Here is a 14,947-nt window from a genome sequence, read left to right as displayed (position 1 = left end):
ATGAGCTCCTTTTTCTGAACCGTGGCACCGAGTTAACACGATAGATCAATTACGTTTAACGCATGCGGACACTGTTCTTTGCACACCGCGGTTCGTCCGCAACTTACGCCGAAAATACGCGCGCGGCGTACTTGCACGCCATCGCCGAGGGCGCGGACGGCGTGGAGTGCGACGTCCACTTGAGCGAAGACCAAGAAGTGGTGTGCCACCACGACTTCGAACTGGGGCGAACCTCCGACGGCGCGGGTGCTATTTCCTCGCGAACCCTGGAGGAGCTGCGCGGCTTCGACTACTCCTCATGGAAGGGCAAGCGCATTCCCGACGCGTACGGCGCGCGGTCCGCCCAGCTCGTGACGCTATCCGAGCTGATTGAACTGTGCGTTGCTGCCGGGCGACCCTTGGGGCTCGCGATTGAGCTGAAGCATCCTTCTCCTTATGGGCGGCGGCTGGAAGAGCGCGTCTTGGAAGTGCTCATGAAGAACGGCTGGGACCCCGAGTCTTCCCGGATTGGTGAAGTGCGGGTGAGCTTGATGAGCTTTGATCCGGACTCGATGCTGTACTTGCGCGAGAGCGTGCCGAGCGAGTTCTTGTGCCAACTCGTGGCCGACGTGACCGAGGAAGCAGTCGAGGAAGTACTGGCCTTCGGTCAGCTGGGCCGCACCGCCGTCACCAATGTGCTGACCGGGGCGTTGAACCGGGGGATCGAGAACATCGGGACTGGCGTGGTAGGAATTGCCGGGCCGGGCAAAGAATTTGTGCGCGAACATCCTGAGCAAGTCTCCTCGTGGATTTCTTCGGGGCGCGTGCTGCGCGTGTGGACCGTGGACGCGCTCGCAGACGCTACCTATTTGACCGGTCTCGGCGTCCAACAACTGACCAGCAACCGGCCCGCCGCGTTACGTGCTGAGACAGGGATTTGAGCCTGTTTTCAGGGGTTCTGCGGTGCGCTGTTAAGGTGAAGTGATGTCTTCCGTGCCTTCCACCGCGGCTTCTTCCCTGTTGACCCCGGCCACCAAGATTGGGCTCTCCGTGTCCTTGGCGACCGGGCTCTACGGGATCTCTTTTGGGGCATTGTCCGTGGCGTCCGGCTTGAGCTTTTGGCAGACCATGGCGTTGGGGCTGCTCATGTTTACCGGCGGCTCGCAATTCGCTTTCGTGGGCGTCATTGCTGGCGGAGGCGCGGGTGCCTCTGCTTTTGGAGCGGCAACGCTGCTGGGCTTACGGAACTTGCTGTACGGCATGCAAATGAACGCGCTCATGCGCCCGCACGGCTTCACCAAAGTCCTCATGGCGCATGTGACCATCGACGAATCCCTTGCCACGGCATCCGGCCAGACCACCGACAGCGAAATGCGGCGCGGTTTCTGGGTTGCCGGCGTCGGCGTTTTCGTGTTGTGGAATCTGTTCATCGTTGCAGGTGCTCTGCTGGGCGACGCGCTGGGGGATCCGCGCCAGTGGGGCCTCGACGGAGCCGCCGTGGCTGCGTTTCTGGCGTTGTTGTGGCCGCGATTGACGGCCCGCCAACCGGTGGCCATCGCCGTCGTCTGCGCCCTCGCAACCGTTATTGCAGTGCCGTTTGCGCCGCCCGGAATCCCCATCCTGATCGCCGCACTGATCGCGGGATTGTGGGGATGGTTCGGTCGCGGGCGCCGCGGTCAGGGGCTCGAGCCGGAAATGAACCCCTACGATGAGCCGAACGCGGGCACCTCGCGGAAGCAGGCGTCGTCGTCCTCTCCTACAAAGAACGACGGCGCGGCCCCGGAACCGTCGCTGCCCCCAACTACCTCGCCTACACAGAACGACGGCGCGGCCCCGGAACCGTCGCTGCCCCCAACTACCTCGCCTACACAGAACGACGGCGCGGCCCCGGAAGGAGGGCACTAAATGGACCTCTGGGGTTGGATTCTGATTTCTTGCGCCGCCGCTTTTGGATTGAAGTTTGCGGGATACCTGATTCCGGCGCGGTTTTTGCAGGATGAGCGGATTCTCCGGGTGGCGGGCATGATTACCATCGGACTGCTTGCTTCTCTCACCATCGTGAACACTGTTGCGAGTGGTCAGACGCTAGTTCTAGATGCTCGTGTTGGCGCGTTGCTGGTGGCTGGAGTGGCGCTGTACTTCAAGGCTTCATTCTTAGTAGTGGTGATTGCGGGTGCTCTGACGGCCGCGCTTCTGCGGCTGGCCGGGATGCCATAGCCCCCTTCTTGAACTCGGCCTCGGGGGTTAGAGAAAGTTTTCCTGTTGGTAACAAAAGTGAGTGATTAACGCGTTCTTTTTCGCGTACGATATCCCCATCTGTGGTGCTCATCACTGCCTCAGATCTTGCTCGCACCAATTGAAGAATGGAATTCACATGTTTTGGACAAACGTGGAGGAATTCCTAGGAGAAATCGGAAGCTTTGTTTGGGGACCTTTCTTCCTCATTCCGCTCCTCCTAGGAACCGGCATCTACCTGACCATCCGTCTTGGCGGCATTCAATTTATCCGGCTTTGGGCTGGACTCGATCTCGGTATTCTCCGCCGCAAGGACAAGGGTTCTGAAGGCGATATCTCCCAGTTCCAGGCACTTACTACGGCGCTTGCCGCAACAGTTGGTACGGGTAACATCGTCGGCGTGGCAACGGCCATCGGCATCGGTGGACCGGGCGCTCTCTTCTGGATGTGGGTTACCGGCGTTTTGGGTATGGCATCCAAGTACACCGAGGCATACCTCGGTGTGCGCTACCGCACCACGGACGAAGCCGGCGAAAAGTCCGGTGGTCCTCAGGTCTACTTGCAGCGCGGTATCAAGGGACCCGTTGGCAAGATCCTCGGCCTAGCTTTCGCAATCTTCGCAGTTCTTGCGTGTTTCGGTATTGGAAACATGACGCAGGGTAACTCCATCGCTGTGAACCTCGAGCACTCCTTCAGCATCCCAACGTGGATCACCGGCGTAGTTCTTGCCGGCGCTACTCTGATTGTTCTGGTGGGCGGCATCAAGTCCATCGGTAAGGTCACCGCAGGCTTCGTGCCCATCATGATCATCTTCTACGTGCTCGGCGCTCTCTACATCTTGATCGCCAACATTGGCGCTGTTCCTGCGGCTTTCGCTCAGATCTTCAGCGAGGCATTCACGGGCACGTCTGCCGTCGGCGGCTTTGCTGGCTCCGCGATTATCATCGCCGTTCAGTACGGTGTTGCTCGCGGTATCTTCTCTAACGAATCCGGCATGGGTTCTGCAGCTATCGCTGCCGCAGCCGCTCAGACCACCCACCCTGTTCGCCAGGGCTTGGTATCGATGACTCAGACCTTCATTGACACCATTATTGTGGTTTCTTGCACCGGCTTGGTCATCATCACTACCGGCGTTTGGTCGCAGGTTGATGAGTCCGGCAAGCAGATCTCCGCCGCCATCATGACCGGCGAGGCCTTCACGCACGGTCTTCCAGGAACCTGGGGCCACTGGATTGTGACCATCGGTCTGGTCATGTTCGCCTACTCCACCATTCTGGGTTGGGCCTACTATGGCGAACGTAACGTTGAGCGCCTCTTCGGTCGCGGCGCGGTTATGCCGTTCCGTGTGCTCTTCTCACTCGTTGTCTTCGTTGGCTGCACGGTTCAGTTGGGTGTCGTCTGGAACTTCTCCGACGTCATGAACGGCCTCATGGCCTTCCCGAACCTCATTGGTTTGCTCATCATGTCTGGCATGGTGGCCCGCGAAACGCGCCACTACCTCAAGCATGATCCAAAGCTGACCGCCAGCAAGGAAGAGATCGAGGCCTTCATGGGCGGTCGCGAAGGCTGGCAGGACTGGAAGGACGGAGACGTTCTGGGCTCCTCCTCTACTCTGCGTAAGCACACTTCTGAACGAATCTAAGTTCGCGTAATTCTGTAAGCGTTCCCGCTTGCATTGAGGCCGCCGGCCGCTGCTCCTTCTGGGAGGGCGGTCGGCGGTCTCTTTATTTTTCGGCTGTATTCCCTTTTGTTCCGCAGTTACCTCTTGGCTGTTTACTCGTGGTTTTCTTTTTCTCCGGCGCGTTTCTGGCTCGCGTTAAATATTTGTGAACGTTTGCTTTCAAATGCGTACATTTTGCGTGACCCACACCACATATCAGGGTAGGCTTCCCGGAAGTGAAAAGGTTATTTCATCTTTTCGCGTCACTCGACCAAAGGGAATTCGTCATGTCTCTGAAATTCAGCAAAGGCGCTCTCTCCTCCGCCGCCATGCTGGCTGTGGGAGCTCTCGTTTTGAGCGGCTGCGTTCAATCGCAACGCGACAACACCAGTAGCTCTTCCGGCTCCGCCGATAGTTCCGTCAACTCCACGTTCGTCTTCGCTGCGTCTTCAGATCCGAAGTCTTTGGATCCGGCATACGCTTCTGACGGTGAATCTTTCCGTATTTCCCGGCAGATTTTTGAGGGCCTAGTGGGTGTGAAGCAGGGATCGGCTGATCCCGAGCCGCTCTTGGCTGAGTCCTGGACTGCCTCCGAAGATGGCATGACGTATGACTTCAAGCTCAAAACAGGTGTGAAGTTCCAAGACGGCACTGAATTCAATGCTGAGGCCGTCTGCTTCAACTTTGACCGCTGGTACAACTTCAAGGGCCTCCAGCAAGCCGAGTCCGTGGGCTACTACTACGCGTCGCTGTTCAAGGGCTACGCAGACAAGCCGGCGAACGCGGTTTACAAGTCTTGCGAAGCGACCTCTGACTCCGAAGCCAAGGTCACCTTGGCCAAGCCTTTTGCTGGCTTCATCGCGGCTCTCTCACTCCCCGCCTTCGCCATGCAGTCGCCAAAGGCTCTTGAGGAGTTCAAGGCTGATGAAGTGACTGGTACTGCCGAGTCGCCAGTGCTTTCCGAGTACGCGAAGGGTCATCCGGTAGGCACCGGCCCCTTCAAATTCGATTCGTGGAGCCCAGGACAGGAAATCAATCTCTCCGCCAACCCTGACTACTGGGGTGAAAAGGGACAGATCGAAAAGATCATCTTCCGTGTCATCGATGAGCCAACGGCTCGCCGCCAGGCACTCGAAGCCGGCACCATTGACGGTTATGACTTGGTTTCGCCCTCCGATACTCAGTCTTTGAAGGACGCCGGCTTCAACATTGTTGCCCGCGAACCATTCACCATTCTCTACTTGGGCATCAACCAGACCGTCAAGGAACTCAAGGATCTCAAGGTGCGTCAAGCGATTGCTTACGCGATCGACAAGGATGCGCTTATCAAGCAGACCTTGCCCGAGGGCACCAAAAAGGCCATCGAGTTCATTCCGGAAGTAGTCAACGGCTACACCGAGGATGTTGAGAAGTACGATTACGATCCGGAGAAGGCCAAGCAGCTCCTCGCCGAAGCCGGATACCCAGACGGCTTCACCGTGAAGTTCAACTACCCAACGGGTGTTTCCCGGCCGTACATGCCGACGCCAGAACAGGTATTCACCAACATTTCAGCGCAGCTGGAAGAAGTTGGCATCAAGGTCAGCGCGCAGCCAAACAAGTGGTCGCCTGACTACCTGGATCGCATTCAGTCCTCCGAAGACCACGGCATTCACTTGCTGGGTTGGACGGGCGACTACAACGACACGGACAACTTCGTTGGCGTGTTCTTCGGCCGTGAGAAGCCGGAGTTTGGATTCAAGGACGCTGACCTGTTTGAGAAGCTCGATGAAGCTCGCGAAGAGCCCAAGCTTGAAGCTCAGACCCCGCTCTATGAGGCCATCAACAAGCAGGTCTCCGAGCTTGTACCGGCAGTTCCACTCGCGCACCCAGCCCCATCGCTGGCCTTCGCGGAGCGCGTGGAGTCCTACCCTTCGAGCCCAGTCAATGACGAGAGCTTCAACCTGATCAAGCTCACCAAGTAGTTCTCGTTATTCCTAAGTGAGAGTGCGGTGCGTGCGTCCGATGCGCCGCACTCTCACATGAGCGGAAGGTAACCATGCTCAAAGTCATCGGTAAGCGCATCGCGCTGCTGATCCCCACGCTTGTGGGGCTATCTATTCTGCTTTTCCTCTGGGTTCGATCCTTGCCCGGCGGTCCGGCCACAGCACTTTTGGGGGACAAGGCCACCCCCGACGCCGTTGCCCGTATCAATGAAGCGTATGGCTTTAACAAGCCGCTCATTGAGCAGTACTTCACGTACATCGGAAAGATGCTCAGCGGGGACTTCGGTACGTCTTTGCAGACCAACCGCCCAGTTCTGGAAGAGTTTGCGACGCGTTTCCCCGCGACTCTTGAGCTCACGGTTGTTGCGCTCATCTTTGCTATTGGCATTGGTATTCCGTTGGGCTATTGGGCTGCCACGCATGTGAATAAGTGGCAGGACAACTTCTCCGTGTTCTTATCCCTCTTCGGCGTCGTCATCCCCGTCTTCTTTCTCGCGTTCATCCTCAAGTGGATTTTTGCCATCAAGATCCCTCTGTTCCCCACGGACGGTCGGCAGAACCCTCGGATCGACGCCACTCATGTCACCGACTTCTACGTGCTTGACGGAATCCTGACGGCAGAATGGGACGCCGCATGGGATGCCATCATGCACTTGATCCTGCCGGGAATTGCGCTAGGAACCATCCCGCTAGCGATCATCGTCCGCATCACGCGCGCTTCGGTTCTGGAAGTTCAGAACGCGGACTTCGTGCGCACCGCTAAAGCGAAGGGCCTTACGCCCGGGCTGATCCGAAACCGCTTCGTCCTCCGCAATGCCATGCTTCCCGTGTCCACGACCATCGGTCTGCAAACGGGCTTGCTGATCTCGGGCGCTGTCCTGACGGAGACGGTGTTCGCCTTCAACGGCATTGGACGATTCTTGCGAGACGCCATCTTCAACCTTGATTACCCCGTTCTCCAAGGGTTCATTATTTTCATCGCGATCCTGTATTCCATGATCAACCTGCTGGTTGATATCTCATACGGATTCATTGATCCAAGGGTGCGTGTGCAATGAGCATCAACGAAGCATCAATTACCACGGCTGATCCAACGCCTGAGCCTGGCATCGTCAGCGGAAGCGTGTGGAAAGACGCCTTTCACAGGCTTCGCCGCAATCCGGCCGCGATCGTTGGCGCCATCATTGTGGCTGCATTCATCCTGGTGGCCTTGTTAGCGCCGGTCTTAGCCCCGTACGGTGGCGACGCCTTGCCGGGCCGACGCGAGATCACCCCCACGCATATCCCTGGTCCTGGCGAAATTTCGGCGTACCCGCTGGGCCTTGACCGGTTCGGCGGAGACGTTCTCTCCAAGCTGTTGTGGGGTGCGCAAGCGTCTTTGATGATCGGCATTGTTTCGACCGCGCTGGGTCTCGTGGGCGGCATGATCCTTGGCCTTCTGGCCGGAGGTTTTGGCGGCTGGGTAGATGCTGTGGTGATGCGATTGGTGGACATTCTGCTGTCCGTTCCGAACTTGCTGCTCGCGGTGTCTATCGCTGCGGTGCTGGGTCAAGGGCAGTATGCCGTCATGATCGCTATCGGCGCTTCTCAAGTGCCCATCTTTGCCCGACTGCTCCGTTCGAGCATGCTCCAGCAAAAGGGTGCGGACTACATTTTGGCGGCCCAGACCTTGGGATTGAGCCGACGCACCATCACCATGAGCCACTTGCTTCCAAACTCGGTGGGTCCGGTTATTGTGCAGGCCACGCTGACTCTGGCTACAGCGGTCATCGATGCCGCGGCCTTGTCCTTCTTGGGATTGGGTGGCGGTCTCCCGCAGACGGCTGAATGGGGTCGCATGCTCACGTACGCGCAGACCGAGCTGGGAATTGCTCCGCAGCTCGCTTTCCTTCCCGGCATTTGCATCGCCATTACGGCACTTGGATTCACGCTGCTGGGTGAGTCCTTGCGCGAAGCGTTGGATCCGAAGTCTCGCCGGCGGTAGGTCATAGCGGTTAGCTCGCGAAGCGCAGTCAGTAACTGTCCGCAATCGAATAGCCCGCGCACCTTGGAACGTCGAGGATGCGCGGGCTATTCGTTTAACCGTCTCTTTAGGCCGCGTCTGGATCCATGGCGATGTTGAGCTCGTTTCCGGGAATGGAAGCGAGAAGCTGACGAGTGTAGGGATGTCGCGGATTGGTGAAAATCTCTTCCGACGTCGCAGCCTCCACAACCTCACCGTCCTTCATGACACATACGAAGTCCGAAATCAGTCGGACTACCGCGAGGTCATGGGAGATGAACAGATAGGACAGCCCAAACTCCTGCTGGAGCTTCCCCAAGAGCTTGAGGATCTGAGACTGCACCAGAACGTCGAGGGCGGAGACGGGTTCGTCGCACACCATCAAGTCCGGCTGGAGCGCTAGGGCGCGCGCAATCGCGACACGTTGGCGCTGGCCGCCCGACAGCTCCGAGGGGTATCTGCTGGCCATCTCCGGAGGCAACGACACCTCTTTGAGTAGCTCGGCCACTCGAACACGGCGCTCTTTGACCGTGCCACGCTTGTAAGTATCGAGCGGCTCCTGAATGATCCGCCCCACCGTGAACATGGGGTTGAGCGAAGAATATGGATCTTGAAACACGGGCTGCACACGTTGGCGGAATGCTCGAAGCTGAGCTTTATCCAACGTCGCAATATCTTGCCCGTCGAAAGTCATGGTTCCCGAGCTCGGTTCAATGAGCTTCAGCAACATGCGTGCCGTCGTCGTCTTGCCTGAACCGGATTCACCCACAATCGCGACCGTCGAACCCCGAGGCACGTCGAAACTGACATTCTTTGCCGCGTAAAAATCTTCTTTCGAGCCGCGCACCGGGTAAATCTTGGTGAGATCGCGGACCTCCACAAGATTCGGGGCGGGCTGGGACTGCACGGAGGCGTCGTCGTGCTGGGTGGTTGAGTCGCTTTCAGAGGACGACGACGCAGCTGAAGTTCCCGAGTACGCACCGGGCCGTAGTCGGGCGGCTGCCACAGACGGTGCGGCGGCCACGAGGGATTGTGTGTAGGGGTGCTGCGGATTGGTGAGGATTTCTTTGGCTGGTCCGGTTTCTACCACCTTGCCGCGGTGCATGACCACGAGCTCTGACGCACGTTCGGCAGCGAGTCCGAGGTCATGGGTGATGAGAAGGACTGCGGTTCCGAGCTCAGCTGTCATCTTCTGAATCTGATCCAGGATGGTCTGCTGCACCGTCACGTCGAGTGCTGAGGTGGGTTCATCTGCGATGAGCAAGCGCGGCTGGCAGGCCAAGCCAATAGCAATGAGTGCGCGTTGGCGCAGACCGCCTGAGAGTTCGTGCGGGTACTGGTCTGCGCGTTTCTCTGGATTTGGAACGCCGGCGGACCGCAGCGTTTCCAGGACCTTTTCTTTGACGTTCTTAGGTGTCGCCATTTTGTGCACCAAGAGCGTCTCGGCGATCTGGCTGCCGATCTTCGTTACCGGATTCAGGTTGGACATGGGATCTTGAGGCACCATGCCGATATCTCGGCCACGGATGCTGCGTAGTTTCGATTCAGGAAGCGTGGTGAGCTCTTGGCCATCGAGCTTGATGGACCCGACGGTAATGCGGCCGGAACCCGCTAACAGTCCGATGGCCGCCATGGCAGTGGTGGATTTTCCAGAGCCGGATTCGCCCACGATCGCCACTGTCTGCCCCTTGCGCACGGTCAGGGATGCGCCCTGCACGGCAGCAACATCCCCGTAGTTCGTGGAGAAGCTGACGTCGAGGTTCTGAATCTCCAGCAAGGGTGGCGTCTCTACTGAGGCGTCATTCGGTGTGCTCGATACGTCATTTCCCGAAGTGGTCATTTCACTATTCTGCCTGACTTTGAGTCTTTTGGGTGATGCGCATCACGAGTACCTCCCGATTTCCCGACTTATCCGACTTTGGTGCGGCGCCTAGGTCGATGGATCTCGTTCCACCGAGGATGTTCCCGCTCGTTTACTGTATGTCGAATATCTGTTCTATGCAAGGGTGCGGAGCAGGTCTACTGGACTCATCTCATCACCCGATGTTTCCCACGCTCCGCGCTATGCCGGATTTGTACACTAATTCTGTGGATCTCGGGCTCTCGCTTGCGAAGCGACACGGTTATTCACATTTACTCTTATCTCTTCTATTTATCGTAGATAGTTACTATGCTGGATTCATGAACGCTTCATGTTCTGTCCAAGCGTCAGCGGCACTCGCTGATTCCTACGATGCGACCGAGCAATCGGTATCGAGGCTTCTTGAAGACACTCGTCTCATGCAAAGCCAACTGGCCTCCCATGCGGAAGCGCTCACGCTAATTCCCACATCGTTGTCAGAACTTGAAACACTTGCGCGGAATCTTCAGTTGCTGACGCACCACGTCGATCGCGCTAAGGTCGCGCTGGCATCCCGCATGGAAGCCGATATTGCAGCGCTGCAAGCCGGAAAGATCTCGACGTCTCGTACTCGGTTTCGGAGTGTGGAAGAGCGGCTCTCTCAGGTGATGCATATTTCACCAGCCGAGGTTCGGCGGTGGCTGACCGTCGCGAGGGCGATCACCCCGGTGGAAAGCGTTGACGGTGATGTGGCGATTGCACATCCGTTTGTCAGGGATGCATTTCAGAGCGGCGCAGTTGGCGTGGACGCCGCGGCGCGGATCATTACTTCGTTGGGGAACTTGCAGGCTCCTATCAAGCAAATTAGTGAGAACGACGACGAAGCAGCCGTGATGACGGATCGCATCGAGTCCGGACTCATTAAGACTGCCGAAACAGGTACGCCGGCGGCCGTTTGTCGCGCAATCAAAGTCTGGGAAGCTCGCATTCATTCGATGGGAGTGCTCCCGTCGGAAGAAGTTCGGCAGCAGTATCAGGGAGCTTTCTATCAGGGCAAAAAGTTTGGCTTTCATCAGTGGCTGATGCGCGTGGATGATTTGCAACACGAGGTCCTTCTGACCGCCATTGCTCCGGAAGTCAATCCGCGCACGAAGAACCATGAGCTCAAGGACGCTGCCGTTGGCGATGAACCTTTAGAGCCTGCGGCAACGGCGCGTGATGAGAACGGGAAAGCGGTGGAACCACCGAAAGACAAACGTTCGTTGGGTCAGAAGCGGCTAGACGGCGCGATTCACGCGCTCACCGTCGGGCTTCAGACCGGAAAGTTCTCTATTCACGGCGGCTACCAACCGCAGGTCATGGTGAACATTGATCACGAGAGCCTCGAGAGGGACCTCAAAGCTTCGGACCGGTTGTTTCGTTCGGATGCAGTCCACTCTGGCCCTATTAATCCTCGGGTGATCCGGCAGCTTGCGTGTAACGCCGACCTGTTGCCGGTCGTTTTAGGATCAGGGTCCCAAGTGGTTGACGCCGGTAACCGGGCGCGCCTCTTCAGCGCAGAACAACGCAAGATTCTCTATGCCCGGGATAGGGGATGCACCTTTCCTGGATGTCAGACGGGAATGGATAAATGCCAAGCCCACCATGTGCACGAATACTCTCGCGGGGGAGTAACGACTCTCGAGAATGCCGCACTAGTTTGCTCGTTCCACCACCACGTGGTGCACGAAACTGAGTGGACGATCGACATGCGCTCGGGTGTTCCCTTCTGGAAGCCACCTCTTGCAGTGGACCCAAACCAGCGACTGTTGAGGAACGTGTTTTTCCATCCGGAGAAGCCGGAGCAGTTAGCGCTCACCGTCTGACCAGCCATCTTTGTCGAAGCGCGGCGCAGGGGTGGGGAGGGCTATGACTTGTGCGGTGCGTCTAAAAGGTTGCTGACACGATCGCGGATTGAAAACTGAAAAGAGAGACGAGAGATAAGAGCAAGGAAAAACGCGGCGCCATCTTCATGTGGGAGCGATGGCGCCGCACGCGGTGTTAGCCGCGGATGAGCTTTTCTGCTGCCCGAGCGATAGCAGATTCTTCGTTCGTTGGGGCTACCAGCACGGTAATTGCGGAGTCTTCGGTGGAGATTCGTCGAACTTCGCCTGAGCGGACAGCATTGAGCTCGGGATCGAGCCGAACACCCAAAACTTCCAACGGAGCGCAGACGCGCTCGCGGAAGACAATGGAGTTTTCGCCAATTCCCGCCGTGAAAACGATCGCTTGAGCGCCACCTACGGCCACGTGATAACCGGCAATGTACTTAGATAATCGGTAAGAGGCCGAGGTGAGCGCCAGTTCGGCGTGCTCGTCTCCGGCTGCGGCGCCTTCCGTAACCGCACGCATGTCTGCATCGCCAGCTAACGCCAAGAGACCGGACTGCTTGTTCAGGATGGTGTCCAGTTCCGCCGCCGTGAAAGCCCCACGCATGACCAGCTGGGTCACGATAGACGGGTCAAGGTCTCCTGAACGGGTCCCCATGACGAGCCCTTCAAGAGGCGTGTACCCCATGGAAGTGTCCACGGACTCGCCGTTCTTGATGGCCGTAGCGGACGCACCGTTTCCGAGATGGCAAATGACGGCGTTGAAGTTTTGGCGATCGATACCCAGGTAGTCGGCGGCCAGCCCGGTGACAAGGTCATGGCTAGTGCCATGGAATCCGTATCGGCGGACGCCATAGCGCGAGTACAGCTCGTCGGGAACCGCGTAACGCCAGACGTGTTCGGGCATTGTGCGGTGGAAGGCGGTGTCGAAGACAGCAACCTGCGGCAAGTGCGGCCACTTAGCGGTGATTGCCCGAATGCCTAGGACCGCGGCCGGATTATGCAGCGGTGCAAGGGGAGCTAGACGTTCGATGGCTCGCGTGATTTCGGGATTTATCAGCACTGGCTTGGAGAAGCGTTCGCCGCCGTGAACAACGCGGTGCCCAACGCCATCGATCTCACGATCGCCCAAGATCTCGCTCACGCTTTCCGCGACCAGGTCAAGTGCCTGGCCGTGATCCTTGATCTCGGAAGCGCCGATGCGTTCCACGAGTCCGGACGTCAGAACCTCGTCTGTAGCAGTGTCCAGAACCTGATACTTCAGGGAAGACGAACCGGAATTGATGACCAGAATGAGCATTAGGACTCCTGAGCTTGGATAGCCGTGATGGCAACGGTGTTGACGATGTCCTCCACGGTGCAGCCGCGCGAGAGATCATTAACGGCCTTGTTGAGGCCCTGCAAGATCGGGCCAACAGCCACGGCGCCAGCAGACTGCTGGACCGCCTTGTAGGTGTTGTTGCCAGTGTTCAGATCGGGGAACACAAACACGGTGGCTTGTCCCGCGACGGAGGAACCCGGCAACTTAGACGCACCGATCGACGCATCCACAGCGGCGTCGTACTGAATAGGACCATCCACCGCCAAATCCGGGGCCAAATCACGCACCAGTTCGGTCGCCGCGCGCACGTCATCCACCGCACCTCCGGAACCAGAAGTACCGGTGGAGTAGGACAGCATCGCTACACGAGGCTCCACCCCGAACTGGCGTGCTGTGGCAGCGGAAGCCACCGCGATGTCAGCAAGCTGCTCGGCATTCGGTTCCGGGTTCACAGCGCAGTCACCGTAGACCAACACTCGGTCCTCAAGCAGCATCAGGAATACGGACGACACGATCTTCACGCCGGGGCGCGTCTTGATGAACTCAAGGGACGGTCGAATGGTGTTCGCAGTGGTGTGGGCCGCGCCTGACACCATGCCATCCGCGAGTCCCAAGTGAACCATCATGGTGCCGAAGTAGGAACGTTCGAGCATGCGCTCACGAGCCTGCTCGATGCTGACTCCCTTATGGGCTCGCAGTCGGGCGTACTCTTGAGCGAAGTTTTCGAGGTGCTCGCTCTTGGACGGATCGATAATCTCGATACCGGACAGGTCGAAGCCGTGCTGGTTGGAGAGTTCGCGGACCTGCTTGAGATCGCCCAAGATCACGAGCTCGCAAATGCCGCGGCGGTGAATGATTTCGGCGGCCTCAAGAATGCGCACATCCTCGCTCTCGGGCAACACGATGCGCTGTTGAGCCTTACGGGCACGCTCGATCAGCCCGTGCAGGAAGCGTAACGGAGTCATGGTGGTGGGTGCGGGCAAGTGCATGCGTTCGAGCAGTTCAGCTTCGTCGATGGATTTGTACCACTGGCCCAACGCGGCCGCTACCTTGCGCGGCTGTCCGCTCGACAGCTCGCCTCGCACGTCCCACACCTTGTGCGCGCTCGTGTAGGTGTCCTCGACGGAAGTGAACACCGGGAACGGCGCCTCCGCGAGGAGTGGCAGCACGGAGTCTTCCACGGGGCGCGGGCCGGTGAGCAGGATGCCGGACGTTGCAGGGAACGACGGCGTCCGCGAGGTTGCGATAGCGGTGGTGAGGATGTCAGATCGGTCTGCCGGGGTAATGATGAACGCTTCATCTCGCAGGCGTTCCAAGAAGTAGCCCACATTCATCGCCGCAACCAGCACATGCTTGACCTCGCGATCCAGCAGGGGGGCGCCGGCAATGAGCTGGGCATCGAGAGTGGACGCGATCTCACCAACGGTGGGGTTGACGATCTCCTCAATCTCGGGGATCACGTACACCTTGCGGTTGTGCAGACCTGGCCGAGCTTTTTCCTGAAGTGCTGCAGCTTCCGAAGCGTTCGCACGGTTCACGATCATGGACAGCAGCGAGACTTTTTCGTCGTAGAAGGAGGAGCGTGCGACGTCGATAGCATCCACAGCTTCATCAACCGTGAGTCCGTGCGCGTTCACGACGCCCACCACGTGGCAACCCAGATGATTGGCCAAGCGGGCGTTTAGATCAAATTCCACCGCGAAGTCGTGGCCCGTGAGGTCGGTGCCCTCAACAATGACAACATCGCACTCTTCGGCGATGGACTCAAAAACCTCAAGAGAGCGCGAGTAGATCTCATCCGTTTGACCGGACACGATCAACTCGCGGCTCTCCGTGCGCGTCATGCCAGCGCGGGCTCGAGTGATCGGAAGCTCAAAGGCGGATGCCACCATGCGGACAATGGGATCTTCGTCGAGGTTCGCCGCCTCCGTGATGGGGCGGAAGAAACCGATCTTGTCCGCATGGCGGTGCAAAAGATCCGCGAGGCCCAGAGAAATCAGAGACTTTCCAGAAGGGGACGTTGTTGCACTGATGTAAATTCCGCGGGCCATTCGAAT

10 protein-coding genes and 1 pseudogene are annotated in these 14,947 nt (G+C 58.3%); 8 read left to right on the top strand and 3 right to left on the bottom strand.

The features are described 5' to 3' along the window. Nucleotides 1-62 precede the first annotated feature (62 nt). The 7 genes and pseudogenes from HD598_RS06775 (at nt 63) to HD598_RS06745 (ending at nt 7,843) form a co-directional block, all read left to right on the top strand. Entirely contained in the window at nt 63-920 is an 858-nt protein-coding gene (locus tag HD598_RS06775; RefSeq protein ID WP_183664728.1) for a glycerophosphodiester phosphodiesterase, read from the top strand. 43 nt (nt 921-963) lie between these two features. Beyond that, nucleotides 964-1,692: pseudogene (locus HD598_RS06770) on the top strand (AzlC family ABC transporter permease); the annotation flags it as partial. A gap of 192 nt (nt 1,693-1,884) precedes the next feature. Continuing rightward, nucleotides 1,885-2,196 (top strand): AzlD domain-containing protein, encoded by a 312-nt coding sequence (locus tag HD598_RS06765; protein WP_183664724.1) that lies wholly within the window; start codon nt 1,885-1,887, stop codon nt 2,194-2,196. A 157-nt stretch (nt 2,197-2,353) separates the two neighbouring features. Further along, nucleotides 2,354-3,856 carry an alanine/glycine:cation symporter family protein gene (locus HD598_RS06760; RefSeq protein ID WP_183664723.1) on the top strand — a complete coding sequence of 501 codons (1,503 nt, stop codon included), beginning with the start codon at nt 2,354-2,356 and terminating at the stop codon, nt 3,854-3,856. Between the two features lie 305 nt (nt 3,857-4,161). After that, entirely contained in the window at nt 4,162-5,838 is a 1,677-nt protein-coding gene (locus tag HD598_RS06755; RefSeq protein ID WP_183664721.1) for an ABC transporter substrate-binding protein, read from the top strand. A gap of 74 nt (nt 5,839-5,912) precedes the next feature. Then, a complete protein-coding gene (locus tag HD598_RS06750; RefSeq protein WP_183664719.1) occupies nt 5,913-6,917 on the top strand; it encodes an ABC transporter permease in 1,005 nt (334 codons plus the stop codon). Beyond that, the gene (locus tag HD598_RS06745) at nt 6,914-7,843 is read left to right on the top strand and encodes an ABC transporter permease (protein ID WP_183664717.1); all 930 of its coding nucleotides are present in this window, start codon (nt 6,914-6,916) and stop codon (nt 7,841-7,843) included. The genes HD598_RS06750 and HD598_RS06745 overlap by 4 nt, the downstream gene beginning before the upstream one ends. Nucleotides 7,844-7,949: 106 nt before the next feature. Here the strand turns inward: HD598_RS06745 and HD598_RS06740 are convergent, their stop codons facing one another. Next, entirely contained in the window at nt 7,950-9,701 is a 1,752-nt protein-coding gene (locus HD598_RS06740; protein WP_183664715.1) for an ABC transporter ATP-binding protein, read from the bottom strand. 341 nt (nt 9,702-10,042) lie between these two features. On the opposite strand from HD598_RS06740, the gene HD598_RS06735 reads away from it, so the two are divergent. Further along, the gene (locus HD598_RS06735) at nt 10,043-11,566 is read left to right on the top strand and encodes an HNH endonuclease signature motif containing protein (protein WP_183664713.1); all 1,524 of its coding nucleotides are present in this window, start codon (nt 10,043-10,045) and stop codon (nt 11,564-11,566) included. A 175-nt stretch (nt 11,567-11,741) separates the two neighbouring features. On the opposite strand, the gene HD598_RS06730 is transcribed toward HD598_RS06735, so the two are convergent. Next, nucleotides 11,742-12,869: an acetate/propionate family kinase gene (locus HD598_RS06730; RefSeq protein ID WP_183664711.1), complete on the bottom strand. Its 1,128-nt coding sequence runs from the start codon at nt 12,867-12,869 to the stop codon at nt 11,742-11,744. Then, on the bottom strand, nt 12,869-14,941 hold the full coding sequence (gene pta / locus HD598_RS06725; RefSeq protein ID WP_183664709.1) for a phosphate acetyltransferase: 2,073 nt from the start codon (nt 14,939-14,941) through the stop codon (nt 12,869-12,871). Before pta ends, HD598_RS06730 begins: the two co-directional genes overlap by 1 nt. Nucleotides 14,942-14,947: the final 6 nt, after the last annotated feature.

This window comes from Neomicrococcus aestuarii (genome assembly GCF_014201135.1).
Taxonomy (GTDB): domain Bacteria; phylum Actinomycetota; class Actinomycetes; order Actinomycetales; family Micrococcaceae; genus Neomicrococcus; species Neomicrococcus aestuarii.
The sequence above is the reverse complement of the archived record's forward strand: the minus strand, read 5'-3'. Positions and strand labels throughout refer to the sequence as shown.

What these genes read in the sequence shown, in the direction of transcription:
- HD598_RS06775 (WP_183664728.1), top strand. Translation starts at nt 63, where the DNA reads ATGCGGACACTGTTCTTTGCACACCGCGGTTCGTCCGCAACTTACGCC.
- HD598_RS06765 (WP_183664724.1), top strand. Translation starts at nt 1,885, where the DNA reads ATGGACCTCTGGGGTTGGATTCTGATTTCTTGCGCCGCCGCTTTTGGA.
- HD598_RS06760 (WP_183664723.1), top strand. Translation starts at nt 2,354, where the DNA reads ATGTTTTGGACAAACGTGGAGGAATTCCTAGGAGAAATCGGAAGCTTT.
- HD598_RS06755 (WP_183664721.1), top strand. Translation starts at nt 4,162, where the DNA reads ATGTCTCTGAAATTCAGCAAAGGCGCTCTCTCCTCCGCCGCCATGCTG.
- HD598_RS06750 (WP_183664719.1), top strand. Translation starts at nt 5,913, where the DNA reads ATGCTCAAAGTCATCGGTAAGCGCATCGCGCTGCTGATCCCCACGCTT.
- HD598_RS06745 (WP_183664717.1), top strand. Translation starts at nt 6,914, where the DNA reads ATGAGCATCAACGAAGCATCAATTACCACGGCTGATCCAACGCCTGAG.
- HD598_RS06740 (WP_183664715.1), bottom strand. Translation starts at nt 9,701, where the DNA reads ATGACCACTTCGGGAAATGACGTATCGAGCACACCGAATGACGCCTCA.
- HD598_RS06735 (WP_183664713.1), top strand. Translation starts at nt 10,043, where the DNA reads ATGAACGCTTCATGTTCTGTCCAAGCGTCAGCGGCACTCGCTGATTCC.
- HD598_RS06730 (WP_183664711.1), bottom strand. Translation starts at nt 12,869, where the DNA reads ATGCTCATTCTGGTCATCAATTCCGGTTCGTCTTCCCTGAAGTATCAG.
- pta (WP_183664709.1), bottom strand. Translation starts at nt 14,941, where the DNA reads ATGGCCCGCGGAATTTACATCAGTGCAACAACGTCCCCTTCTGGAAAG.